At 59.6% G+C, this 22,131-nt stretch carries 23 protein-coding genes; 21 read left to right on the top strand and 2 right to left on the bottom strand.

The annotated features are described in order from the left end of the window. Positions 1-135 precede the first annotated feature (135 nt). The 20 genes from AC1RQ5_RS00410 to AC1RQ5_RS00315 all read left to right on the top strand — a co-directional run bounded on the left by AC1RQ5_RS00410 (position 136) and on the right by AC1RQ5_RS00315 (position 18,285). A complete protein-coding gene (locus AC1RQ5_RS00410) occupies positions 136-1,434 on the top strand; it encodes a flagellin N-terminal helical domain-containing protein (RefSeq protein ID WP_398476222.1) in 1,299 nt (432 codons plus the stop codon). Between the two features lie 130 nt (positions 1,435-1,564). Then, on the top strand, positions 1,565-3,208 hold the full coding sequence (gene fliF / locus AC1RQ5_RS00405; protein WP_493196670.1) for a flagellar basal-body MS-ring/collar protein FliF: 1,644 nt from the start codon (positions 1,565-1,567) through the stop codon (positions 3,206-3,208). Beyond that, positions 3,205-3,888 carry a hypothetical protein gene (locus AC1RQ5_RS00400; RefSeq protein ID WP_493196669.1) on the top strand — a complete coding sequence of 228 codons (684 nt, stop codon included), beginning with the start codon at positions 3,205-3,207 and terminating at the stop codon, positions 3,886-3,888. Before fliF ends, AC1RQ5_RS00400 begins: the two co-directional genes overlap by 4 nt. 1 nt (position 3,889) lies before the next feature. Next, entirely contained in the window at positions 3,890-5,203 is a 1,314-nt protein-coding gene (locus tag AC1RQ5_RS00395; protein ID WP_493196667.1) for a MotB family protein, read from the top strand. Continuing rightward, entirely contained in the window at positions 5,200-6,384 is a 1,185-nt protein-coding gene (locus tag AC1RQ5_RS00390) for a chemotaxis protein (RefSeq protein WP_398476214.1), read from the top strand. Before AC1RQ5_RS00395 ends, AC1RQ5_RS00390 begins: the two co-directional genes overlap by 4 nt. Beyond that, a complete protein-coding gene (gene fliK, locus AC1RQ5_RS00385; RefSeq protein ID WP_493196666.1) occupies positions 6,381-7,625 on the top strand; it encodes a flagellar hook-length control protein FliK in 1,245 nt (414 codons plus the stop codon). Before AC1RQ5_RS00390 ends, fliK begins: the two co-directional genes overlap by 4 nt. Beyond that, positions 7,543-8,223 carry a transglycosylase SLT domain-containing protein gene (locus AC1RQ5_RS00380; RefSeq protein ID WP_493196665.1) on the top strand — a complete coding sequence of 227 codons (681 nt, stop codon included), beginning with the start codon at positions 7,543-7,545 and terminating at the stop codon, positions 8,221-8,223. Before fliK ends, AC1RQ5_RS00380 begins: the two co-directional genes overlap by 83 nt. A gap of 3 nt (positions 8,224-8,226) precedes the next feature. Continuing rightward, the gene (locus AC1RQ5_RS00375) at positions 8,227-9,471 is read left to right on the top strand and encodes a flagellar hook protein FlgE (RefSeq protein WP_493196664.1); all 1,245 of its coding nucleotides are present in this window, start codon (positions 8,227-8,229) and stop codon (positions 9,469-9,471) included. A gap of 32 nt (positions 9,472-9,503) precedes the next feature. Further along, complete coding sequence (flgK, locus tag AC1RQ5_RS00370) at positions 9,504-10,973, top strand: flagellar hook-associated protein FlgK (RefSeq protein WP_493196662.1); 1,470 nt, start codon at positions 9,504-9,506, stop codon at positions 10,971-10,973. A 5-nt stretch (positions 10,974-10,978) separates the two neighbouring features. Continuing rightward, the gene (locus tag AC1RQ5_RS00365; RefSeq protein WP_493196661.1) at positions 10,979-12,022 is read left to right on the top strand and encodes a flagellar hook-associated family protein; all 1,044 of its coding nucleotides are present in this window, start codon (positions 10,979-10,981) and stop codon (positions 12,020-12,022) included. 40 nt (positions 12,023-12,062) lie between these two features. After that, complete coding sequence (flaF, locus tag AC1RQ5_RS00360; protein ID WP_493196660.1) at positions 12,063-12,410, top strand: flagellar biosynthesis regulator FlaF; 348 nt, start codon at positions 12,063-12,065, stop codon at positions 12,408-12,410. 8 nt (positions 12,411-12,418) lie between these two features. Beyond that, a complete protein-coding gene (gene flbT / locus AC1RQ5_RS00355; protein ID WP_398476355.1) occupies positions 12,419-12,829 on the top strand; it encodes a flagellar biosynthesis repressor FlbT in 411 nt (136 codons plus the stop codon). Between the two features lie 16 nt (positions 12,830-12,845). Further along, entirely contained in the window at positions 12,846-13,259 is a 414-nt protein-coding gene (flgD, locus tag AC1RQ5_RS00350; RefSeq protein ID WP_398476200.1) for a flagellar hook assembly protein FlgD, read from the top strand. Positions 13,260-13,262: 3 nt separating this feature from the next. Next, on the top strand, positions 13,263-13,529 hold the full coding sequence (fliQ, locus tag AC1RQ5_RS00345; protein WP_398476198.1) for a flagellar biosynthesis protein FliQ: 267 nt from the start codon (positions 13,263-13,265) through the stop codon (positions 13,527-13,529). Positions 13,530-13,604: 75 nt separating this feature from the next. Then, the gene (gene flhA, locus AC1RQ5_RS00340; RefSeq protein ID WP_493196659.1) at positions 13,605-15,692 is read left to right on the top strand and encodes a flagellar biosynthesis protein FlhA; all 2,088 of its coding nucleotides are present in this window, start codon (positions 13,605-13,607) and stop codon (positions 15,690-15,692) included. Beyond that, positions 15,689-16,435, top strand: a complete 747-nt coding sequence (gene fliR, locus AC1RQ5_RS00335) for a flagellar biosynthesis protein FliR (protein ID WP_493196658.1) — start codon at positions 15,689-15,691, stop codon at positions 16,433-16,435. Before flhA ends, fliR begins: the two co-directional genes overlap by 4 nt. Before the next feature lie 3 nt (positions 16,436-16,438). Beyond that, entirely contained in the window at positions 16,439-16,837 is a 399-nt protein-coding gene (locus AC1RQ5_RS00330; protein ID WP_493196657.1) for a hypothetical protein, read from the top strand. Between the two features lie 27 nt (positions 16,838-16,864). After that, positions 16,865-17,320: a rod-binding protein gene (locus AC1RQ5_RS00325; protein WP_493196656.1), complete on the top strand. Its 456-nt coding sequence runs from the start codon at positions 16,865-16,867 to the stop codon at positions 17,318-17,320. 33 nt (positions 17,321-17,353) lie between these two features. Next, a complete protein-coding gene (locus tag AC1RQ5_RS00320) occupies positions 17,354-17,836 on the top strand; it encodes a hypothetical protein (protein WP_493196655.1) in 483 nt (160 codons plus the stop codon). Then, positions 17,833-18,285: a hypothetical protein gene (locus tag AC1RQ5_RS00315; protein WP_493196654.1), complete on the top strand. Its 453-nt coding sequence runs from the start codon at positions 17,833-17,835 to the stop codon at positions 18,283-18,285. The genes AC1RQ5_RS00320 and AC1RQ5_RS00315 overlap by 4 nt, the downstream gene beginning before the upstream one ends. A 181-nt stretch (positions 18,286-18,466) precedes the next feature. On the opposite strand, the gene AC1RQ5_RS00310 is transcribed toward AC1RQ5_RS00315, so the two are convergent. Both AC1RQ5_RS00310 and AC1RQ5_RS00305 read right to left on the bottom strand, forming a co-directional pair. Next, positions 18,467-19,180, bottom strand: a complete 714-nt coding sequence (locus tag AC1RQ5_RS00310; protein WP_493196653.1) for a response regulator transcription factor — start codon at positions 19,178-19,180, stop codon at positions 18,467-18,469. Between the two features lie 857 nt (positions 19,181-20,037). Further along, positions 20,038-20,826: a hypothetical protein gene (locus AC1RQ5_RS00305; RefSeq protein WP_493196652.1), complete on the bottom strand. Its 789-nt coding sequence runs from the start codon at positions 20,824-20,826 to the stop codon at positions 20,038-20,040. Between the two features lie 563 nt (positions 20,827-21,389). On the opposite strand from AC1RQ5_RS00305, the gene AC1RQ5_RS00300 reads away from it, so the two are divergent. Further along, positions 21,390-21,725 carry a hypothetical protein gene (locus tag AC1RQ5_RS00300; protein ID WP_493196651.1) on the top strand — a complete coding sequence of 112 codons (336 nt, stop codon included), beginning with the start codon at positions 21,390-21,392 and terminating at the stop codon, positions 21,723-21,725. Positions 21,726-22,131 lie beyond the last annotated feature (406 nt).

Raw genomic sequence — 22,131 nt, 5'->3', positions numbered from 1 at the left:
GCGGATAGCGTGCAATTCACGACGGGTTGGGTCGATCAGACATCGACATTTCCAAAGGCATGATGCCGCCCTGTCGTACCGGTGAAAGTCCGGTATGTCCCCAGCAAACATTCAAATCGAATAAAGGGACATACGATGTCTAGCTTGATGACCAACTCACAGGCGATGACCGCGCTGCAGACGCTGCGCACGGTCAACTCCAACCTCTCCACCACGATGAACCGCATCTCGACCGGCTATCGCGTCGCGACCGCTTCGGACAACGCCGCTTACTGGTCGATCGCCACCACGATGCGTTCGGACGTGCAGGCTCTGGGCGCCGTTCAGGACGCTCTCGGTCTGGGTGCCGCGACCATCGACACGATGTATACCGGCCTGGAAGGCACGGTGGACGTCGTTTCGTCGATCAAGGAAAAGCTGGTTGCTGCCCGTACGCCGGGCGTTGACCGTGAAAAGATCCAGTCGGAAATCACCGAACTCCAGAAGCAGCTGAAGAACACCGCCGACAGCGCCGTGTTCAACGGTGAAAACTGGATCTCGGTCGACTCGCAGAAGGCCACCTACAACGCCCAAAAGTCGGTCGTGTCGTCGTTCTCCCGCGCCGATGGCGTGGTGAAGGTCGATACCCTGACGGTCGATCTCGACGCGATCAAGCTCTACGACAAGACGCTGGATGCCGACTTCATTACGGCTCACGGCAATGCCATCGACGCCACCCTCGCGTTCGATCCGACGACCGTTGGCGCCGCTGGTCCCCCGGCGACCACCACGGGCACGATCACCTTCACCGTCACGCCGGCTGGTGGCACTGCCGTCGCCACCACGATCAACGTTTCGCAGAATTCCAAGATCGAAGATATCGTTTCGGCGATCAAGGGTCTGGGTGTTGAAGGTCTCACCGTCGGTATCAATGCCGATGGCGAAACCATCGAAATCAAGAACGCGAGCGGAACGGCCGTTGACATCACCACCACGGATGGTGGCGTTGCAGCGACCAACATCGCCGGAATGGCTGCGGCCGACGTTGCCGTCAAGACCGAGAAGGGCGTTCTGGACAAGACCTACGACGTGTATCAGAACGGCGCCTGGGCTGAATTCAGCGTCGCCGACCTGGACATCTCGAAGTTCACGGACAGCCAGACCGACCTCGCCGCGCTGGAAACCTACATCTCCGGCGTGGACGACGCACTCGCCACGATCACCGATGCCGCCACCAATCTCGGCGCCATCAAAAACCGTATCGGCCTGCAGCAGGACTTCGTGAAGGTTCTGACCGACTCGCTCGATCGCGGTATCGGCCAGCTGGTCGACGCCGACATGAACGCCGAATCGACCCGCCTCCAGGCTCTGCAGACGCAGCAGCAGCTCGGCATCCAGGCGCTGTCGATCGCGAACGCAGGCAGCCAGTCGATCCTGTCGCTGTTCCGCGGCTAATCGCTCGCTCGCGCGACTTGGTAGAGGTGGCCGCGCTAGCAATAGCGCGGCCATTTCACGTTAAGGATCTCGTAATGCCCGGACAAGCTTCGCAATCGATGATCGCGTCGAAAGTACGGCAGAGGATTCGATGGTCAATCGCCAGCACGCGCAGAAGCTCTGGAACAATCTCCTGGAGCTCGGCACCAAACGTCTTATTCTGCTGGCGGTGATCGGCGTTGCCGTTTTTGCCGGAGTCGGCGGCGGCGCCTATTATCTCAGTCGCCCCGAATACAATACGCTCTATGCCGGCCTCAGCCGGGAAGACGTCACGCGCGTCAGCTCCGCATTGCGCGATGGCAATATCGCGTTCGACATCAACGCCGCTGGCGACACCATCTATGTTCGGCCCGCACAAACAGCCCAGGCCCGCACATTGCTGGCGGACAAGGGACTGCCGAACAATACCAGCGGTGGCTATGAGCTGTTCGACAAGATCGGTTCGCTCGGACTGACCTCCTTCATGCAGGAAGTGACGCGCGTGCGCGCGCTGGAAGGCGAGATCGCGCGAACGATCCAGGTCCTCAAAGACGTCAAGGCCGCGCGCGTTCATATCGTGATCCCCGCGCGGGGATCGTTTCGGCGCGAACAATTGCCGCCGTCGGCTTCGGTCGTGCTGAGAACGGATGGTCCTGCCGATGCCCGCACGGCGCGGTCGGTCAGACACCTCGTGGCGGCCGCTGTCCCCGGCATGACGGCGGACAAGGTCACCGTGCTCGATAGCAATGGCTCGCTGCTGTCCGACGATGATGGTGGTGGGCTCGGTGCGACACCGACCACCATGGCAAACCTTCAGCGCATCGTCAGTCGCTCGATCCAGGAGAATGTCAGCCGGGCGCTCACGCCCTATCTCGGTCTCGATAATTTCGAGGTCAGCATCGCGACCCAGCTATCGACCGACAAGAGACAGACGAACGAAACGGTCTACGATCCGGATTCGCGTGTGCAGCGGTCGGTCCGCGCAGTGCGTGAGAAGGAGTCGTCGCAGAGCCTCGATCGACAGCAGCCGACGACGGTCCAGCAGAACCTGCCTGATCAGCAGGTGAATGCGAATGGGGCCAAGAACTCCAGTGATGAGAAGCAGCGTCGCGAAGATATCACCAATTACGAAGTGTCATCGAAGACGGTGACCACGGTCAGCGATGGCTATGTGGTGAACAAGATGTTCCTGGCGGTGCTGGTCAATCGCCCGCGCCTGGTCGCCAGCCTCGGTGACAAGGCGAGCGATGCGACGATCGAGGCCAAGGTTGCCGAGATCGCTCAGATCGCGGCGACCGCTGCGGGCATCGACAAGCCACGCGGCGATCAGATCCAGGTGTCTGCCGTCGAATTCATGGAAGGCGCGCGTGACATGGCGCCGGTACCGTCCATCACGTTCACGGAAGTGATGATGCGCCAGGCGGGCAGCCTTGTCAGCGCGATCACGATTCTCGCGGTGGCTGGCATGCTGATCTGGTTCGGTCTGCGTCCGGCGATCAACACGATCCTGGCCAGCGCCAAGACGGATGAGGCGGCGCAATTCCAGGCCGAGGCAAATGCGTTGCTCAGTGGTGGCGGAGCGGCGGGCTCGATGGCCGCTGCGCTATCGAACGAGCCTGCGCCCAATCTCGTTCAGGATGTGACACTCGGTATTCAGAACGCCCCGCAGAAACGGCTGGAGCAGATTATCCAGCTCGACGAGAAACAGGCTGCAGCAATTCTCAAACAATGGATTAGGCAGGAGGAGGCGGCATGAGCGCAGAGAAAGTTGCCCGACTGATCGCGGACTTCGATCGGCCTGAGACCGGAAAGCCGCGCAGCCGCGTGGTTCCGTTCGATCAGTTGCACCATTCCGGCGGGCGCCCGCAGTATCAGCCGCTGGTGGAGAAACAGCCGCGTCCGTCGCAGCCACAGCAACAGCCACTCCAGGCAGTCGTCCCCGAAGACGATGGTTACGAGCGCGGCGAGGCGGATGGTTATGCGCGCGCGAAGGCCGAGTTCGAGCAGCAACTGGATCAGCAGCGACTGGCGCTTGCAGAGCAGGCAGCCGAGGAGCGTCTGCAGCTGCTCAACGAGACTGCGGCGAAGCTGGTCGCTCACGTGACAGAGGCCGGTGACGAGCTGCAGAGCAGGATTGCCGGTGTTGCGGCGCGGATTCTCGAACCGATCATCCTCAATGCCGCGCAAAAACAGGCGGTGAGCAGCTTCGTCGAGCATTTGTCGTCGATCACGACGGACGTGCGCCGCCCGGTGCTGCGTCTGACCGGTCCGTCCGAACTCCTCGACCTGATCCGCACCAAGCTTGGCGTCCGCGCCATCGCCATCGAATTGCGTCCGGGCCCTGAGGTCGAGGCGTCGATCACCATCGATCAGGTGGTGCTCGAAACCCAGCTGAAAGCCTGGGCCGATCGATTGAAGCTGGCACTCCAGAGTTAAAATGGCCGATCAGCAACCAACAGAAATCCTGATCATTCGTCGCCGCAGCTCGCTCGATGCGGCCGAGACGAAGAACAGCGTCTGGAAGATCGCCTATGCCGACTTCATGACGGCGATGATGGCGTTCTTCCTGGTGATGTGGCTGATCAATGTCACCAGCCAGGAGGCACGCGAGAGCGTCGCGACCTACTTCAATCCGATCAAGCTGACCGACTCGACGCCGGATCGCAAAGGCATCAACGATGCGCGTCGCGTCGATCCCGGCAAGGCCACGGAGGGCAGCAGCAAGTCGCCATTGCCGGAGCCGGGTGAGCCGACGACCGAGGTCACGCAGCCGCAGCAGCCGCAGCCCCGCTATGGCGATGCCGTGTTGTTTCGCGATCCCTATGCCGTATTGACGGAGATCGCCGGAGGTCCGCCGCGTGCCGGACAGGCCAGCGGCGCGCTCGATCCGGCGCGCAAGGAAGGCCTGAAGGGCGGAGAGGCCTATCGCGATCCCTTCGATCCGATCAACTGGCCGATGGCATCGATTTCCGCGCTCGAAAAGAAGCCCTCGGGGCGTAAGGAGGCGGGCAGCCTGCCTTACGGCGAGGATATCGCCGCCATCACCGAAGGGCAGGAGCAGCGTCCGGCCGATCCCAAGCCGGATGCAACGGGAACGCCGGTACCGGAGATGTCCGGCACCAGCGAGACGCCGCCGAAAACAGACAAGCCGGCTATACCGAAGCCGGTTGGTCTGTTCTCCGATGATGCAGCGAAGCCGAATGCGACGATTGAGCAAAAGCAGGCCGCGACGGCAGACAAGCCCGCCGCGATGCCCGACAAGCCTCAAGCGCAGAGTGCCAAGACCACACAGGCCGATGCAGCGAAACTTCAATCGGCCATCTCCGCTGTGCTCGCTACGCTCGGCGCAGCTCATCCTGTTGCTGAAGTGCGCGAAACGCCTGAAGGGCTGCTCATCAACCTGACCGATGATGCGAATTACGGCATGTTCGCCAACGGTTCGGCCGAGCCGACGGCTGGCCTCGTTCGCACGCTGGACAAGATCACGCCGATGATCGCCCAGAATCGCGGCCAGGTCGTCCTACGCGGGCACACCGATGCGCGTGTGTTTCGGACTGCTGAATACGACAACTGGCGCCTGTCCACCGCGCGTGCCCATATGGCCTATCACATGCTGGTCCGTGGTGGCCTCGATGCGGCGCGCGTGGAGCGGATCGAGGGCTATGCCGATCGTCGCCTCAAGAACCAGAGTGATCCCCTGGCAGCGCAGAATCGACGGATCGAAATTCTGATCCGTGCACCGACGCTATGACCTCATGCCGGACCATCGCGGTGGCGTTGACGATGTGCATTGGCAGCGCCCATGCGCAGCCGGCTGCTGAGGCGGTCCGCGAGCCGTATCAGATGGTAAGGTCACTGCAGATGTTGCAGGACCAGATCGCGCGCGGCGATCTTGAGGCGCATAATGCGCAGCCTGCGCTTCTCAAGCGCATCGGCGAAAGCTTCCTGAAAGCCGATGCCGCGCTCTGGAAGGAGCCGCGCAATTCACGCGCAGCGGTGACATATCTATTGAGCGGCGGGACGCCGCAAGTGATCGCCTCGCTTCGGTCCCGCAATGTGCTGAATATCGATGAAGCCATCGTCGATGGCGCCCTTGCTTATGTGGATGGCCGGACTGATGAGGCGAAAGCCAAGCTTGGCCAGATCAAGCCGCGCAACATGCCGGCCACGCTCGGGGCGGAGCTTGCGCTGGTGCAGTCGGCATTGGTCGCGCAGGACGATCCGAAAGCCGCAATCGCATTGCTCGACGACGTGCGGCTGATGATGCCCGGCACGCTGGTGGAAGAAGCGGCGTTGCGGCGAGAGATCTTTATCGTCGGCCAGGACGACGATTTCGATAAGTTCGAGGCACTCGCCGTCCGCTATTTCCGCCGCTACCGCTATTCGATTTATGCAGGAAATTTCCGCCAGCGTTTTGCGCTCTCGGTCGCCCGATTCAGTTTCGCGCAGCGGCCAGATCGGTTTCCGCGCCTGGTTGCGGTGCTTGATCATCTCGATCCAACCGCCCAGCGTGGGCTGTATCTGCTGATCGCGCGCACCGCGCTGATCCGGGGCAAGCCGGAGATGGCCTTGCTCGCAGCCAAGCATGTTGCCCTGTTGTCGGAAGAAGGCAGCCCGGAGCGCCTTCGTGCCCATCTCTATCATGCTGCTGCTCGCGTCGTGACGCCCGATCACAGCCGGGCAATTGCAGAGCTTGAAAAGATCGACAAGAGCAAGCTCTCCGAGCGCGATGTGGAGATCCAGGCGGCTGCGCTCGCGATTGGTCTCAATGTCCGCAAGGCGCTGCCGGAGGCTGCAAAAACCGTTAGTGACACCGGTCCAATGACGGTGATGCGGCCGCGGATCGATTTCACCAAATCGCTCGCCGTGGTCGATCAGGCACAGAAGCTGCTCGATCAGTCGCAAGAACAACTGAAGGAGACGACACGATGAAGCAGGCCGATATGCTGACCGCAGCGTTTCGCCAGCTCGCATCTGCAAAGACGGGCGGGAAGGGCGGCTTGGCCAATGCGCTGCATGCCAAGGACGGGAAAGAGAAAGCCGAGCATTTTCGCGAGCAGATGCGACAGGTCGCCAATGAGCCGTCGGTTGCGGTCACCAAAATCGACAAAAATGCCAGCCATGTAACGACAGTCGCCACGCCCGTGTTGGAAGCGGCGGCTATTCTGGCTGAACTCACCGGCAACGCCAAACCTAAGCCGGCGACGAGCGAGAGCGTGGAGAAGGACGAAGACGGCGCCAAGACCGCTGACGAGGGCAAGCAGGCATCACCGACGGCCCAGGATTGGCGCGACCCGACTGCGGCCATCGGCGCGGTGATGTCCAGACTCGATCAGGCCCAGCAGAATGGCGCGCAGGGTGAAAAGTCAGCGGCGAAGACTCTTGCGCCGCAGATCGATGTCACGAGCAGCGATCAGTTGCCAGATCCAAAAGACATCGTCAGTGCGACGGATATCGATAGCCCAGAGATTGATCAGCCAGGATCGAAACGGTTCACCGTCACTGTTGAAGCTGCCGATACGAAGCCGACGCCGATCGCGAAAGCTGTCGTTCGCGAGCAGGAGACGCATTTCGAGCCCGTGCAGCAGGTGACGACACTGCAGAAGATCGTTGATCGCATGGCGAGCGATCTTCCGGCCGTGGCGGCGCCCGAAGGTGCGCAGGCCGCCGAAACACCGTCGCATGACGCTGCGAAAGCGGCGGAAAGCCGCCCGGTGCGCATGATGACATTGGAGCTCGACCCACCAAATCTCGGGTCGGTGACGATCAAGATGCGGCTCGCCGGCGATTCCGTCGAGGTTCACCTGACTGCCGATCGCCTCGAGACCACGCAGCTTCTGCGCCAGGAGCGTGGTGCCCTGACCGATGCGATGCAATCTGCCGGATACAGCTTCGATATCGCCGCCATCGATCATACGCGCACGCCCGACGGCAGCATGAACAACGGCCAATCGCAGTCGCAGCAACAACAGACATCGTCCGATCAGCGTGGCTCGATGCAGTCGTCCAATGGCTCGCAGACGGATGGTGGATCCTCGGGGCGGTCATCCGGTGACAGCCAAAGCGGTGCGCGACAGAACAGGCAGGATCATGACCAATCTCACGCGTCGGCTTCCGAACGCAGCCAGGATCAAGCTGGTCGCAACATTCGCAGCAGCACTGTTTACCTCTAGCATTTCGGAAGCCGCGCGAGCGGAAGGCCCATGCGAACGCGAAATGGCGCGCGCCGCGAGCCGGCACAGCGTGCCGCTCGGTGTCCTCTACGCGATCGGTCTCAGCGAGACCGGGCGGAAGGGGAGGCTCAATCCATATGCTCTTAATGTCGATGGACGAACCGTTCTCGCCACCGACACGCGCGATGCCGTCGCACGCTTCATCAACGAGAAGCGCAAGGGCGCCAAGCTGGTGGATCTCGGTTGCATGCAGATCAACCATCACTATCACGGCGATAAATTTTCCAGTCTCGAAGCGATGCTGGATCCAGCTCGCAACGTCGACTACGCCGCGCGCTTTCTCAAGGAACTGCGCAACCGCGAAGGCAACTGGACGATGGCTGTCGCCCGCTACAATGCGGGGCCGAACAACGTCATCGGTCAAAAACGCTATATTTGTAGCGTAATCGGCAGTCTCGTTGCGAGTGGCTTTGGATCATGGACGAGCAATGCACGCAGCTTTTGTGCGGACCGAATAGCGGCGCCGCAGGCTGTGGATAACCGCCAGCCCCGCACAAGCAATCTCCACTCTAATACCCCCACGTCAAACGGAGGATGATCGATGAGTCTGTATGGTGTTATGCGCACGGGTGGCTCCGGCATGAACGCGCAATCGAACAAACTCGCGACGGTCGCTGATAACATCGCGAATGTGAATACGACCGGCTACAAGCGCGCCTCGACGGAATTCTCGTCGCTCATCCTGCGCAGCGGTAGCGGCAACTACAATTCGGGCAGTGTCGAGACGCAGGTTCGCTACGCGATCTCCGATCCCGGAACGATGAATTACACGACGTCGGCGACTGATCTCGCGATCCAGGGCAATGGTTTCTTCATCGTCAGCGATGCAGGCGGTACGCCGTTTCTGACTCGCGCGGGTTCGTTTGTTCCGGATGGGCAAGGAAACCTCTACAATACGTCCGGCTACTATCTGATGGGCTATAATGTCCAGAATGGAGCGGTACCGGATGTCGTGGCCAACGGCCTCGGTAATCTGGAGGTCGTCAACATCGCGCAGCAAACGCTGGTCGGTAATCCGACCACTCAGGCCAAGCTTGACGGCGCCAATCTGGACGCCAATGCGGCCATCACCGCTGGCGCGCCAAACTTCACGTCCAAAACATCGCTCATTACCTACGACAATATCGGCAACGCCGTGAAGCTGGACATGTACATGTTCAAGACGGCCGCCAATACCTGGGACGTGGAAATCTACAACAGTGCTGACGCTGCAGCTGGTGGTGGCTTCCCTTATGCCGGCGCGCCGCTATCGACGGAAACCTTCACTTTCGACGTCAGCGCAACGGGTAAGGGCAGGCTCGATGCTGCCAGCGCCAACTCGATGACGTTCACCATTCCGGGCGGCTCTGCAGTGACGTTCGATATGGCGAATCTCACTCAGGTGGCCGATGAATTCCAGTTCAAGGCGACCACCAATGGCAATGCGCCAAGTGGTCTCGATCGCGTGGAAGTCGCATCCGATGGCACGATGTATTCGATCTTCGATGACGGAACGCGGCTTGCGACCTACAAAATTCCGCTCGCCACTGTGCCGAGCCCGGACAATCTTTCGCCGGAAGCTGGCAACGTCTATTCGGTCAGCATCAATTCCGGCAACATCCAGGTGGATTTTGCCGGCCGCAGCGGCCTCGGCACCATCAAGCCTGAAGCGCTTGAAGCATCGAATGTCGATCTCGCCAACGAACTGACATCGATGATCGAATCGCAGCGCGGCTACACCGCGAATTCCAAGGTGTTCCAGACCGGCGCCGACCTGCTCGACGTTCTCGTCAACCTGAAGCGCTAACCGTCGCTCGTCAATCCTGACGGAGGTCCACGATGTCACTCACGATCGCGCTCAGCTCGGCCCGCTCCTCGCTCATGGCCGCGGGTGTCCAGTCCTCTGTTATCTCGCGAAACGTCGCGGGAACGCAGCAGGACGGCTATTCGCGCAAGAATGCGATGATCGTGTCGCAGCCGGGAAGTGGCGTCTATGTCAACGGCATCCAGCGCGCTGCCAGCGCTGGGCTGTTCAACAATGTGGTCAAGGCTGTCGCCAACACAGCCCAACAGGACGCGCTTTACAACGGTCTGCAAAAAGTCGCAGCGGTCACGATCGATGATCCTGAACTCGATCAATCCGCTGCTGCGCAACTCGCTAAATTGAAGAGCGCCCTGCAGCAATACACATCGGCGCCGGACAATGTGACATTTGCGCAGTCAGCCGTTCAGGCGGCGAAGGACGTCGCCGTTGCGCTCAACGATTCAACGACAACCGTGCAGAAGGCGCGAGCCGATGCAGATGCGGAGATGGCCACATCGGTCAGGACCATCAACGAGTTGCTGGCGCAATTCGAGCAGGTCAACACAGCGATCGTGAAGGGAACGACTGCCGGTGCTGATGTCACCGACTATCTCGACACCCGTGACAGCATTCTTTCGAAACTGTCGCAGGAAGTCGGTGTTACGTTCGCCACGCGTAGCAACAACGACATGGTCATCTATACCGATTCCGGCGTGACCCTGTTCGAGCGAACGGCGCGAACGGTCGCGTTCGAGCCGACGAATTCCTACACGGCCGCCATCACGGGCAACGCGGTCGTAATCGACGGCGTTGCGGTCACCGGGCCAAATTCGGTGATGCCGATCAGCTCGGGCAAACTGGCGGGCCTTGCCACGCTGCGCGACGACAAGATGGTCACCTATCAGAACCAGCTCGACGAAATTGCGCGCGGTGTGATCGAGATATTCGCCGAGCGGGATCAGACGGGTGGCGGCGGGCCGGATCGCACGGGTCTCTTCACCTATGGCGGCGGCCCGGCCATGCCGGTGGCGGGAACTATCAATCCCGGCCTTGCTGGCACCATTCGGGTCACGGATCTCGTCGATCAGGCTTTGGGAGGCGATCCGACGCTGATCCGCGATGGCGGACTCAATGGCGCCGACTATGTCTACAATGCCGGCGGTGAAGCAGGTTTCTTCGCGCGTATCCAGGGGCTCGTGGATGAGATGGGCGCCGTTCGCCCGTTCGATCCGAATGCCCTTGGCAAGCCCAGCGGCACCCTGATCGATTTCGCAGGCTCATCCGTGAGCTGGCTTGAAGCCGAGCGCAAGACCGTGGCCGCCGAAGCGAGCTACAATCAGACGCTGCTGGAACGCAGCGCCGATGCACTGTCGAACGTCAACGGCGTCAATATGGACGACGAGATGTCATTCATGCTGCAGGTCGAGCGCACATATTCCGCAACGTCAAAGCTGATCGCGACGATTGACCAGATGCTGCAAAATCTTCTCCAGGCGGTGAGGTAAACGAAATGGCTGCGACATTCATCTCGTCGAATTCCATCGCGACAACGTTGCGCATTTCGGCGTCCAAAAGCCAGGTCGCCATCGCGAAGGGTGTCAAGGAAGCGACCACCGGCCGGCTCGACGATGTGGGCAAGGAACTTGGCGCGCTGACTGGACGAAATGTAACGCTGCGCGCCGAACTGCAGGAGATCGACAAGCTTGTCGATACCAATGTGCTGGTTGGTGCGCGGCTGGAAGTCGCTCAGGAACGCTTGTCGCAGACAATCGAGATCGCGCAGAATTTTCAGAAGGATCTGCTTGCCGCGCGAAATTCGGCGAATGGCGGCGGCATCATCGCTCAGTCTGCCACGTCGAACCTGGAGTCGTTGCTGGCGACCTTGAATGTCTCGATGGATGGCCAGTTCCTGTTCGGCGGCATCAATTCGTCGCAAGAGCCAATGACGCCGTATGAGAATGGGTCGGCGACCAAGACGGCGATCGATGCGGCGTTCACCGCAGAGTTCGGATTTGCGCCGGGCGCGGCGGGGGCCGAAAGCATCCTGCCTGCGGATATGGAAACGTTTCTCGACAACGCATTCGCGGCCGAATTTGCCGATCCCGCCTGGGGGACCAACTGGTCGGTCGCCTCGGATCAGGTCATGCGCAGCCGTATTTCCACGACCCAGACGATCGACTCATCCGCCAGCGCCAATGATGTCGCGTTTCGCAAGCTGGCGATGGCCTACACGATGCTGTCCGGCCTCGGTGTCGAGCAGATGAATCAGACCACGTTCCAGACGATCACGGACAGAGCCTTGCTGCTCGTGGCCGGCGCTGTCGCGGATCTCGCCAGCGTCGGCGCGCGGCTCGGTACCTCGCAGGAGCAGACCACCAACGCCACGAGCCGGCTGAAGGTGCAGAGCGATATTGTGATCAAGCAGGTCAACGCGATGGAGAATGTCGATCCGGAAGAGGCGTCGGTCCGGGTCACCAGTCTTCGAAACCAGTTGGAAATGTCTCATGCGCTGACCGCGCAGATCCAGCGGCTCAGCATCCTGAACTATCTTTGATTAGTATTATGGTTCCACCAGCAGCGGGTTGTCGTTCGATATGACATTGGCAAGTTACGACGCGGAAATCGAGGATAGCGGATTCGAGGCTCGCTCGCGCGAGCGGAGGGCGCTCAATCACGGCATCGTCTTGCTGGAGAAAATGCAAGCCGGCCAACTCTCGCTGCCTGAACAGACCGATGCGTTTCTCTATATCCGCGATCTGTGGTCGTTCTTCGTTCAGGATCTGTCGAATCCCCGCAATGGCCTGCCCGAGCAGTTGCGCGCCCAGTTGATCTCGATCGGTCTCTGGGTCGTCAAGGAGGCAGAGCGCAATCGCGAAGGGAAGCTGAGCGATGTCGCCGATCTCGTCGCTGTGAATGTCGCGATCCGGGATTCGCTCGGATGAAGAAGCCCATGTGCATCTCGCTGCGTTCTGGCGAGAAGATCTATGTCAATGGCGCAGTGCTGCGTGTCGATCGCAAGGTTACGCTGGAATTGATCAACGACGTGACATTCTTGCTCGAAAGTCAGGTCATGCAGGTCGAGGACGCAACGACACCGATGCGTCAGCTCTATTTCGTCGTGCAGTTGATGCTGATGAGCCCGGGCGATCTCGAACAGGCGAAATCCGTTTTCGGGCATCAGCGCTGCGCGCTCTATGCGGCGGCCGACAATGCCGAGCTGCTGAGCGGCCTGGATAGCGTCGAAACGCTGGTCGAAGCCAAGCGCTACTACGAGGCATTGCGTAAAATCCGGTCATTGTTCGAGATCGAGCAGTCGATTTTGACCAGCGCAGAGATGTTGCTCCCAGTGGCAGTCGCCTGAGAACGGAGAAGCGGATATGGAAGTCAACGGCGTCAATACAAACAGTTCCACGACGAACACGACTGCAACGTCGTCGTCCAAATCGGCGGGGATGATCGATTACAACGGATTTCTGCAGCTCCTGATTGCCCAGATGCGCAATCAGGATCCGACGAACCCGACCGACTCGACCGAATATATGAGCCAGTTGGCGCAGCTTTCGACGGTCGAGCAGGCCGTGCAGACGAATGCCAAGCTCGACAGCCTTCTGTCATCCAGCGCCATCCAGCAGGCGGAGGGCCTGATCGGTCGCACGGCATCGTTCACCGATGAGAGCGGTCAGACCACCAGCAGCAAGATCAAGGAAGTGACCATCATTTCGGGTGGCGCGGTTGCGACACTCGAAAATGGCGTGAAGGTTGCCCTCGGCGCCGGCATTACGATCAGCTGAGCCATGAACGAGCGCGACGCCCTCGATATCGCCCAGCAGGCGATCTGGACCATCATCGTCGCTGCCGGGCCGGCTGTGGGCGCGGCGATGTTGGTCGGCATCATCATTGCGCTGCTGCAGGCGCTGACCCAGGTGCAGGAGATGACGCTCACCTTCATCCCGAAGATCGTGGTGATGCTGATCGTCTGCGCCGTGAGCGGTACCTTCATGGGCGCGCATATCTACGCGTTCACCGAGGTGCTTTACGGCCGGATCGAACGGGGCTTCTAGCCACGTTGCTCCCCACCATCCCCGCGCAAGGTCGGCGCTGCAAAATGCAGCAATGATATTTGCGCAGGAAGCGTCATGGCCGATGTAACGATCTCCGCCCTCCCGAGCGAACGGCGAATCGGTACGGATGTGGCCTTTGCTTTCGGCATTGTCGCCATCCTGGTGATGCTGGTCCTGCCGGTCCCGACCTTCCTGATCGATGTCGGGCTTTCTTTTTCCATCGCATTATCAGCCTTGATCCTGATGGTGTCGCTATGGATCCAACGGCCGCTGGATTTCTCGGCCTTTCCCACGGTCCTTCTGATCGCCACGATCCTGCGCCTCGCGCTGAATGTCGCTACCACGCGCGTCATTCTCTCGCATGGCGGCGAGGGCGAGCATGCGGCGGGCTATGTGGTGGCGGGCTTTGCCAAATTCGTGATGGGTGGCGACTTCGTCATCGGCCTGATCATCTTCGCGATCCTGGTGACGGTCAATTTCGTCGTGATCACCAAGGGCGCGACCCGTATCGCCGAAGTCGGCGCGCGATTCACGCTCGACGCCATTCCCGGCAAGCAGATGGCGATCGATGCCGACCTCTCCGCAGGCTTGATCGACGACAAGGAAGCGCAGGCGCGCCGGCGTGAGCTGGAAGAAGAGAGTTCGTTCTTTGGCGCCATGGACGGTGCATCGAAATTCGTCCGAGGCGATGCCATTGCGGGTCTCATCATCACGGCAATCAACATTTTCGGCGGCATCATCATCGGTGTCACGCATCACGGCATGCCGCTGTCGCGCGCCGCCGACGTGTTCGTCAAGCTTTCGGTCGGCGACGGTCTTGTCTCGCAGATTCCCGCGCTGATCGTCTCGCTGTCTGCCGGCTTGCTCGTCTCGAAGGGCGGAACGCGCGGATCGGCTGAGCAGACCGTGTTGAAGCAGCTCGGCAGCTATCCGCGTGCACAATCGGTTGCGGCGCTGATGATGTTTGCGCTCGGTCTTCTGCCGGGATTGCCATTCCTGCCATTTGCGTTGCTTGGCACCATCATGGGGTTCCTGAGCTTCTCGCTGCCGCGCCAACAGGCGGCGCGTGAGAAGCTGGAGCAGGCGAAGCGTGCCCAGATTCAGGAAAAGGCGCAGATCGAAGCCAAGGATTCGGTCAAGGAACTGCTCAAGACGTCCGACGTCGAACTCTGCGTCGGCAGCCAGCTGGCCATCCAGATGCTCAATGCGCATGGCGAACTGGCGCATCGCGTCGCCAAGGTTCGCCGGCGTTTCGCGTCGCAATACGGCTTCGTTGTCCCTGAAATCAAACTTACCGACGATCTATCGATCGGGGCGAAGTCGTATCGGATCAAGATCTACGGGACGATCGTGGCGCATCACGAACTGCGCATCGGCGAATCACTGGTTCTGTTCGACGGCGATCGCCGGCCTGACGTGCCGGGCGACGAGACGATCGAACCGGCGTTCGGCATGAAAGCGATGTGGGTGCCCCAGGCTTTCGTGGACGAGATCAAGCAGGATGGCTTCAAGATTGCCGACAATATCTCGATCGTGCTGACACATCTCAGCGAGGTCGTCCGCAGCAACCTGGCTCAGCTGCTGACCTACAAGGACACACGCGCGCTGATCGATCGTCTTGACCCCGAATACAAGCGGCTGGTCGAGGACATGGTGCCGTCGCAGATCTCGTATTCCGGCCTGCAGGCCGTGTTCAAGATCCTGCTCGCCGAGCGTGTCTCGATCCGTAACCTGCATCTGATCCTTGAGGCTATCGCCGAGATCGCTCCGCATGTGCGGCGCTCGGAGCAGATCGCCGAACATGTTCGCATGCGGATCGCGCAGCAGATCTGCGGCGACTTTGCCGACAATGGCGTACTCAAGGTGTTGCGTCTCGGCAATCGCTGGGATCTCGCCTTTCATCAGAGCCTCAAGCGCGACGGCAAGGGGGAGATTGTGGAGTTCGACGCGGATCCGCGACTTGTCGAGCAATTCGCGGACGACGTCTCGGTCGCGGTGCGCAAGGCTGCGAGCAATGGCGATACTGCTGTTCTCGTCGCGCCGCCTGACGTTCGCCCCTATGTGCGGATGATCACCGAACGCATGTTCCCGACACTGCCGGTGCTCTCGCATGTGGAGATCGCGCGCGGCGCAGAGGTCAAATCGCTCGGGGCCGTGTCTTGATCCCCGGCATCTCCGTCTCGATTCTGGCGACCTTTCTGATCTTCTGCCGTGTCGGCACCTGCATGATGGTGGCGCCGGGCTATTCGCGCGTCAATATCCCCACCCAGGTGCGCCTGTTCCTTGCCGTCAGCGTGACACTGATGCTGACCCCGCTGCTCGAACCATCGGTTCGTCCTGCGGTTGAAGGTGCTGCGGCGTCGGATCTGATCCGGTTGATTTTCTCGGAGCTCTTTGTCGGCCTGGTGATCGGCCTCACCGCGCGCATGTTTTTTGCCGCACTCGAAACCATGGCGACATTCATGGCATCAGGCATCGGCCTGACCATGCCGAGTGTCTCTGATGACAACGAACATGTTCCCGCGCTCGTGCCGTTGATTACGCTGACGGCAACGGTGATCTTCTTCGTCACCGGGCAGCATTGGGAGCTGTTGCGAGGCTTGATCGGGTCGTACCAGATCTGGTTGCCTGCCACAGGGATCAGCGCGGAGGGCGGGCTTGCGCAGCTGGTCGATCATCTGTCCCAGGCGTTCACGCTCGCGCTGCGGGTCGCGAGCCCGTTCGTCGTGTATGCCGTGATCGTCAATTTCGCGGTCGGCCTCGCCAACAAGCTGACGCCGAGCATCCCCGTTTACTTCATCTCGCTGCCATTCGTTCTGATGGGCGGTCTGATGCTGCTTTATCTCACATGCCGCGAATTGATCCTGCAATTCAGTATCGCATTTGCAGCCTGGCTGGCGGGCTGAGACATGATGCAGAAGCGAGACCGCAAGATCCGCCGCATCGCCGCCGTCCAGGCGCGGCTCCATCGCATTGCCGAGTGGCACCTGATGGAATGCCAGGCCCGCGAAACCGAGCTCGAGGACAAGCAGCGGCGCATCCTCGAAGCGTTCAACGACGAGAGCAAACTTCCGGATTTACTGGTTCATACGGCGGGCCGTAGCCTGCGTGCCGCAAGCGTCGAGCAAGGTGCAGTCGCGAAAATGAAGGATCGGCTGGCCGAGCATGCCCGGACCGAGGGACGCAAAATGAAGCATGTGGAGCGCCTTGTTCACGACGCTGCGACCCATATGGCGAAGGACGACGAAAAGCGCCTGCTCGACGACGAGATCGACAAGGCGGTTCGTCGTTCGTTGCGGACTACATGATCTAACCAGATTTGATTGGAGCACGAGATGACGGTCGCCGCAGTCGCAAACGATCTGATTACGGATGTCATCAATGCGGCCGATCCGGTCGCCCAGCGCAGTGCGATGCATCGGCTTGAACGCATGACGCCAGCACAGCAAGCCGAATTCGCATCGACACTGAAGGGTGAATTTACGGCCGGCCATGCGCAAGCGTCGGCGATTCCCGCGGGCGAACCGGTCCCGACGACGCCTGTCATTCGTCAGAATGACGGCAGTCACGGCGTCTATCGGAAGTTTGAAGCTTTTGTCCTGCAGATGTTCGTCGAATCGATGCTTCCCAAGGATGCGGAGCAAGTGTTCGGCAAAGGGAGTGCCGGCAATATCTGGCGTTCGATGATGGCCGAACAGATCGGCAATGAGATGGCGAAAGGCAAGGGCATTGGCATTGCCCAGCAGCTGGCGAAATCACGCGCGGTCGCAACACCGGGCACTGAAGCATAACGGCCGATGATGGCCATGACAGCAGGTCAAGACATGGAACAGATTCATCAGCAGGATGCGGCACTGGCTCTCACAGGGCAGACACTCGCGCCTCCGGATTCCGAAATGCAAGCGGCAGTAGACGCGCCGCCGGTCGAAGAAGCAGGCGCGCCGGCCGATTGGATCGGCACGCAAAACAACGCACTCATCGCGATCGAGCGCCTCAAGGCGACGATCGACGAGGAAACCTCGAAACTCGAATCGCGCGCCGTTGTCGACTTCGACACGTTCAGCCAGCGCAAGAATCGCGGTCTGCTCGAACTTACGCGCGCAATCCGGCTGATCTCTGACGTCAAGGTCGATCCGCGCGTGACGCCGCAACTGACGCATCTGCGAGCCAGTCTGATCCGCAATCAAGCCGCGTTGCAGATCCATCTCGATGCCGTACGCGAAGTATCGGCCATCATCGCGAAGTCGATACAGGACGTCGAATCCGACGGCACCTATTCGCGCGCCTTGCCGGGTATCCACTCATGATGAAGCTGCTGGTGACGGGTGTCTGGGCCTGTCTGGTGACCGTCGGAACGAGCCTTGGCATTTCCTACTGGAAGGAAAGTGCGGCAGCGTTGCCGGCGAAGCAGGAACAGCCTGAAGGGCTCGTCTATGAAAAAGTGAAGGTGATCAATGTGCCGATGATCGCCGAGGGCAATGTGCAGGGATATGTGATTGCCCAGCTCGTTTTCACGGCCGATGCGAAAGTGTTGCGCCAACTGCCCGTTCCACCAGAGCCGTTCGTCGTCGATGAAGCCTTCCGCACGCTCTACAGCGATCAGAAGCTCGATTTCAAGAATCTCGCTCGCTACGACCTGGCGCAATTCGCGCGGGCTGTGCGCATGCAGGTCAATAAACGGCTGCAGGTCGATGCGCTTCAGGAAGTTCTGGTGCAGGATTTCAATTATGTATCGAAGGACCAACTGCGCCGCTGACGATCGACAGCGTGCCGCATGGCATCCAATGGATGATCGAGTGGTCTGATGTGATATAGCGTGGTATTTGTGTGGTACTTCTCTTCGCGCAAATGTCTCCCAACCATCAGCGGGAGTTGGAGAGGCGGCGGTGGACGCCAACGCCGGTGGTCGGCGTCCTCTTGCGCGGGAGGCTTGAGCCTCAGTTGGCTCTTGAGACCGGCATCTCGCCGATGGAGCGAGACTTCATGTCGTCGAGCCGATAGCCCATGTAGCGCTTCGATTCGATCGGATCGAAACCGAGGTGATCGCGCAGTTTCTTGCGCAGTTTGCTCACATGGCTCTCGATCACGTTCTCATCAAAGCTCGCATCGAACAGACCATAGACCGCGTTGAAGAGCTGGGTCTTGGTCAGCCACTTGCCTTGATGGCCGACCAGGTGTTCGAGAATGCGCAATTCGCGGCGCGGGAGAGCCAGCGTCCGTCCAGCGATTTCCGGATCGCGTCCGTCGAGGAACACGCGGATGATGCTGGTCTGGGCCGGCTCATTCTGATCAATGCTGCGGCGGCGGATCACCGCCGTGCGCGCCATGATCTCCTTGACGTGAACTGGTGCATGGACGACGTCGTCCACGCCGGCTTCGAATAGCTCGATGGTCTGCTTGAGATGCTTCAGACTGTTCAGCGCAATGATCGGCGCGCGCGATCGATTGCGAATGCTCGACGGGATGCTCGTGCGATCCGGGCAGTCGCCGAGCAGGAAAGCGCGGATGGCAGTCAGATCATTGCCAACAGCGCCTTCGAGCCAATCGCGGAAGTCGGTGGATGTAAAGCCAATAGAAACGACGCCTTCGCGGTCAAACCCGGCCGCGTAGCCTTGCGTGACGCCCTCTCGGTCATCAATCACAACAAACATTTTAATCCCCTGCGTGTTCGCCTGAATGTCGTCATGGGGTCGAATTAGGCGTACTCGCCCCATTTTTGTCTTGAAGACGCAACACAACAGCTACTTGGAGATCGAGGAAACTCTGTCGAAAGGCGGGCCGACAATGCTCCGAAGTCCGGGTCGCTTTTACCGGGTTAGGAGCAAATGATGCGGTCGGCTGCCTGCTCTCGATTGTTAGCTCGATCGGTCTGAGAGCTCCCTCTCATTTGAAGGGCATGAGATAACGTCTCATGCTCCGGCCTCGTCAGCATATACAAAGGTCGGGCGAGCGATCGTTGTCGCCAAGCGAACGGCTTGGCATGTGTAGCGATCTTCCGATCCGAACCGTGCAGGACTCACTTCACTCAATACGTCAAGATGGTACCTCATCATCAAGTAATTGACCCGCGAAGATTTGCAAAGAGTCGTCAATGCCGATCTTGCCCTTTGCTTGAATGAATAAGTGGATAATTCATTTCGGATGCACGAAGTGGCGTGAAGCGTAGCAACGCATTCCCAGAAATCGACGGTGGATAGTTGACGTCAGCGTCACACTCAAAAGCATCATGCTGATGAGCGCTCGTCCATGCGTGATTTGCAGTGGAGAGAAACGGACATGATGTCGCGCCGATCATTCGTTGCTCACGAAATGTCGCGCAATGCGCAGATGTTATGATGCATGGCTGCTGTTGCATGTATCGCAGAGGCCATGCTGCGGGCGCTTACCGTGCGGACGGTCGCGGCTGAATAGATGCCGTAAGCGTCGGCATCATGCTTATTTTTCGTTCCATGCATCGCTAGCGTCCTGCCTGTGCGTTGCGTTTTTCTTGTAAATAACGGCGTCTGGCTCATCGGCCGAAGACGATTCCCTTGCTCGTTATGACTTGCCAGTGGCCATCGTCATTCTTGATTTCCTGAATCCGACCGAGTGTCGGAACGTCCTGTCCTGGCGACACCTCGATAACTCCGGATTTTCCTTCAAGCACTGCCACTCCTTCATAGACGCGACGAATGTACCAACCTTCGATCGTGCCGCGTGCGGTGCTCGTCTGTGCGATGGCGGTTTGCAGCGACCCCGTAAATTCGGGTGTGTGGTTGGGTGATGCGTTTGTGAGAGCGTCGTCAGGAGCGCGTGTGGTCCTCGTGCGTTGCGCCGGTGGTTCCCGCTCGACATCGCGGACTGCAACACGTTCGACAGTCGGCTTTGGTGCGTTCGCTGTGCGGATTGCTGCCGTGCTCGAGGATAGGTCTGCGACTTGCCGACGCAATTGAGTGACGGAGTCGCGCAGACTGCGGAGTTCGGTTTCAGAGACGTTACGAGCCATCTGTGGGCGCAGGAACAGATAGGCGAGTCCGCCCGCGGATATCAGCGTGGAAATGCCCACAACCATGGCCAGCGAGAAGAACGGTGCTTTCCAGGCAGGTGATTGTAAAGGTTTTGCGACAATGCGCGCCGGTGGCACGTTGATGCGTATCCTCGCTTTGGGTGGTTCTTCGCGCAGTGCTTCGCGTGTCCGTCGAAGACTCGCGCGAGCTTCATTCGCGAGAAGTTCGTCGATTGCTGCGGCTGCCGCAACATGCGGTCTAGTCGCCGGCGTGGTGCGCGCTGACGAACTCGCTGCTTCGTTTTTGTCCACGGTCTTTGACCGGAGATCGGATGTCGTTCGAGACATCATTATATGGCTTCTTGCATTGCCCGCGACCGACAGATCGCGATGCGGTAGCATTGACGTATCAAGCGTAGCTTGTGTGGAGCAGTTGAGGGTGGCCACACGAAAGCGAAAAGCGTCTGCCTGCAAGCAACGTGACGCAGCTCAAAATTGGTGCAGATCACGCAGAGTGCTGACTGGCGTTCGCGGAGATGCGTCAAGATAGTGAGGTCACGCGTGAATTTTGTGTGGTATATGTGTGGTCTTCACCAGTCGCGTGACGTCGGAGGTGAAATGTCAGAACTGTGCGAATAGTTGGACTGATACGATCAACGTAGTTCTTTTCAATCAAATCTAATTTTCGGAAAACAAAATCGATTGCGATCTTTAAAAGGCCATCCAGCGCGGATGGCATCGTTTGAAAACCTACCGAATCGCGTCGTGGTTCAAAACGTTGAATCTAATCTGCCAAATCACGATAACGAGTTGGCAGGATCTATTCATCGAACAGAGAAGCGACGTCTTAATAAACGAACCTTATTGCCGGGCTCATGAGTATCGATCTGGAACGTTTGCGCGATTACGTGAAATCGCTGAAAGCCGAGCGGCAGGATTCGCCAATCGGAAAAGTTAAATCAGGTGCGACCGAAATTATTCGGAGGAATCGCCATGAATTGGAACGCATGCATCGCGAAGATGGTGCGACATGGACCGAAATCGCCGCGGGTCTCGCAGCGCAAGGTGTGACGCAAGGGGATGGTCAGCCGATCACCGGGCGGCGGTTGACGGCGCTCATGCATAATATTCGCGTGCAGGAAGAGCGACTTCGCAACAAGGAAAAAAGCGCCCACGAGTTGCCCGACGAGGGGCCCATCGATCAGTCGTGACGTTGAGCGCGTTGCGAACGCGCCTCTGGTGGAGCGCGGGCGCCCGGGTGCCGCGCGGCCGGGCTATTGCTTGGCGCTGGCGATCGTTTCGATGGCCAGCATTGCACGGGGGCTGGCAAGCCATTGATAGTCTGGCGGATCGGCAGTTGTCGCTGATCTGAAGCAGTTCTTTGAGATGCGTTCGAGGATCGCAATACTCTGGGCGCGTGGCGCTCGTGAGCGTGATTGAGATCCTTGCATCACGATTAGATCGTCGCGCCAGCACGATGTGTTCCCGAAGCACGGGACGGGTGCATCGCCGGGCAACTTTTCAGGTAGATGGTAGTTGCATCTTCTGGATAACAGTCGCCCCCCAGGTCTTGAACAGGCTGGCGCTTATGGCTTGGGAAGGAGTGGCCGATGAAGC

The sequence above is a fragment of the Tardiphaga sp. GW821-FHT12E02 genome (assembly GCF_058807155.1).
This window is presented reverse-complemented; position numbering and strand designations above follow the sequence as displayed.

What these genes read in the sequence shown, in the direction of transcription:
- AC1RQ5_RS00325 (WP_493196656.1), top strand. Translation starts at nt 16,865, where the DNA reads ATGACGGTCGCCGCAGTCGCAAACGATCTGATTACGGATGTCATCAAT.
- AC1RQ5_RS00300 (WP_493196651.1), top strand. Translation starts at nt 21,390, where the DNA reads ATGAGTATCGATCTGGAACGTTTGCGCGATTACGTGAAATCGCTGAAA.
- AC1RQ5_RS00395 (WP_493196667.1), top strand. Translation starts at nt 3,890, where the DNA reads ATGGCCGATCAGCAACCAACAGAAATCCTGATCATTCGTCGCCGCAGC.
- flgK (WP_493196662.1), top strand. Translation starts at nt 9,504, where the DNA reads ATGTCACTCACGATCGCGCTCAGCTCGGCCCGCTCCTCGCTCATGGCC.
- AC1RQ5_RS00315 (WP_493196654.1), top strand. Translation starts at nt 17,833, where the DNA reads ATGATGAAGCTGCTGGTGACGGGTGTCTGGGCCTGTCTGGTGACCGTC.
- AC1RQ5_RS00365 (WP_493196661.1), top strand. Translation starts at nt 10,979, where the DNA reads ATGGCTGCGACATTCATCTCGTCGAATTCCATCGCGACAACGTTGCGC.
- AC1RQ5_RS00375 (WP_493196664.1), top strand. Translation starts at nt 8,227, where the DNA reads ATGAGTCTGTATGGTGTTATGCGCACGGGTGGCTCCGGCATGAACGCG.
- fliF (WP_493196670.1), top strand. Translation starts at nt 1,565, where the DNA reads ATGGTCAATCGCCAGCACGCGCAGAAGCTCTGGAACAATCTCCTGGAG.
- fliK (WP_493196666.1), top strand. Translation starts at nt 6,381, where the DNA reads ATGAAGCAGGCCGATATGCTGACCGCAGCGTTTCGCCAGCTCGCATCT.
- flhA (WP_493196659.1), top strand. Translation starts at nt 13,605, where the DNA reads ATGGCCGATGTAACGATCTCCGCCCTCCCGAGCGAACGGCGAATCGGT.
- flgD (WP_398476200.1), top strand. Translation starts at nt 12,846, where the DNA reads ATGGAAGTCAACGGCGTCAATACAAACAGTTCCACGACGAACACGACT.
- flaF (WP_493196660.1), top strand. Translation starts at nt 12,063, where the DNA reads ATGACATTGGCAAGTTACGACGCGGAAATCGAGGATAGCGGATTCGAG.
- AC1RQ5_RS00330 (WP_493196657.1), top strand. Translation starts at nt 16,439, where the DNA reads ATGATGCAGAAGCGAGACCGCAAGATCCGCCGCATCGCCGCCGTCCAG.
- AC1RQ5_RS00410 (WP_398476222.1), top strand. Translation starts at nt 136, where the DNA reads ATGTCTAGCTTGATGACCAACTCACAGGCGATGACCGCGCTGCAGACG.
- AC1RQ5_RS00390 (WP_398476214.1), top strand. Translation starts at nt 5,200, where the DNA reads ATGACCTCATGCCGGACCATCGCGGTGGCGTTGACGATGTGCATTGGC.
- flbT (WP_398476355.1), top strand. Translation starts at nt 12,419, where the DNA reads ATGTGCATCTCGCTGCGTTCTGGCGAGAAGATCTATGTCAATGGCGCA.
- AC1RQ5_RS00320 (WP_493196655.1), top strand. Translation starts at nt 17,354, where the DNA reads ATGGAACAGATTCATCAGCAGGATGCGGCACTGGCTCTCACAGGGCAG.
- AC1RQ5_RS00400 (WP_493196669.1), top strand. Translation starts at nt 3,205, where the DNA reads ATGAGCGCAGAGAAAGTTGCCCGACTGATCGCGGACTTCGATCGGCCT.
- fliQ (WP_398476198.1), top strand. Translation starts at nt 13,263, where the DNA reads ATGAACGAGCGCGACGCCCTCGATATCGCCCAGCAGGCGATCTGGACC.
- AC1RQ5_RS00380 (WP_493196665.1), top strand. Translation starts at nt 7,543, where the DNA reads ATGACCAATCTCACGCGTCGGCTTCCGAACGCAGCCAGGATCAAGCTG.
- AC1RQ5_RS00310 (WP_493196653.1), bottom strand. Translation starts at nt 19,180, where the DNA reads ATGTTTGTTGTGATTGATGACCGAGAGGGCGTCACGCAAGGCTACGCG.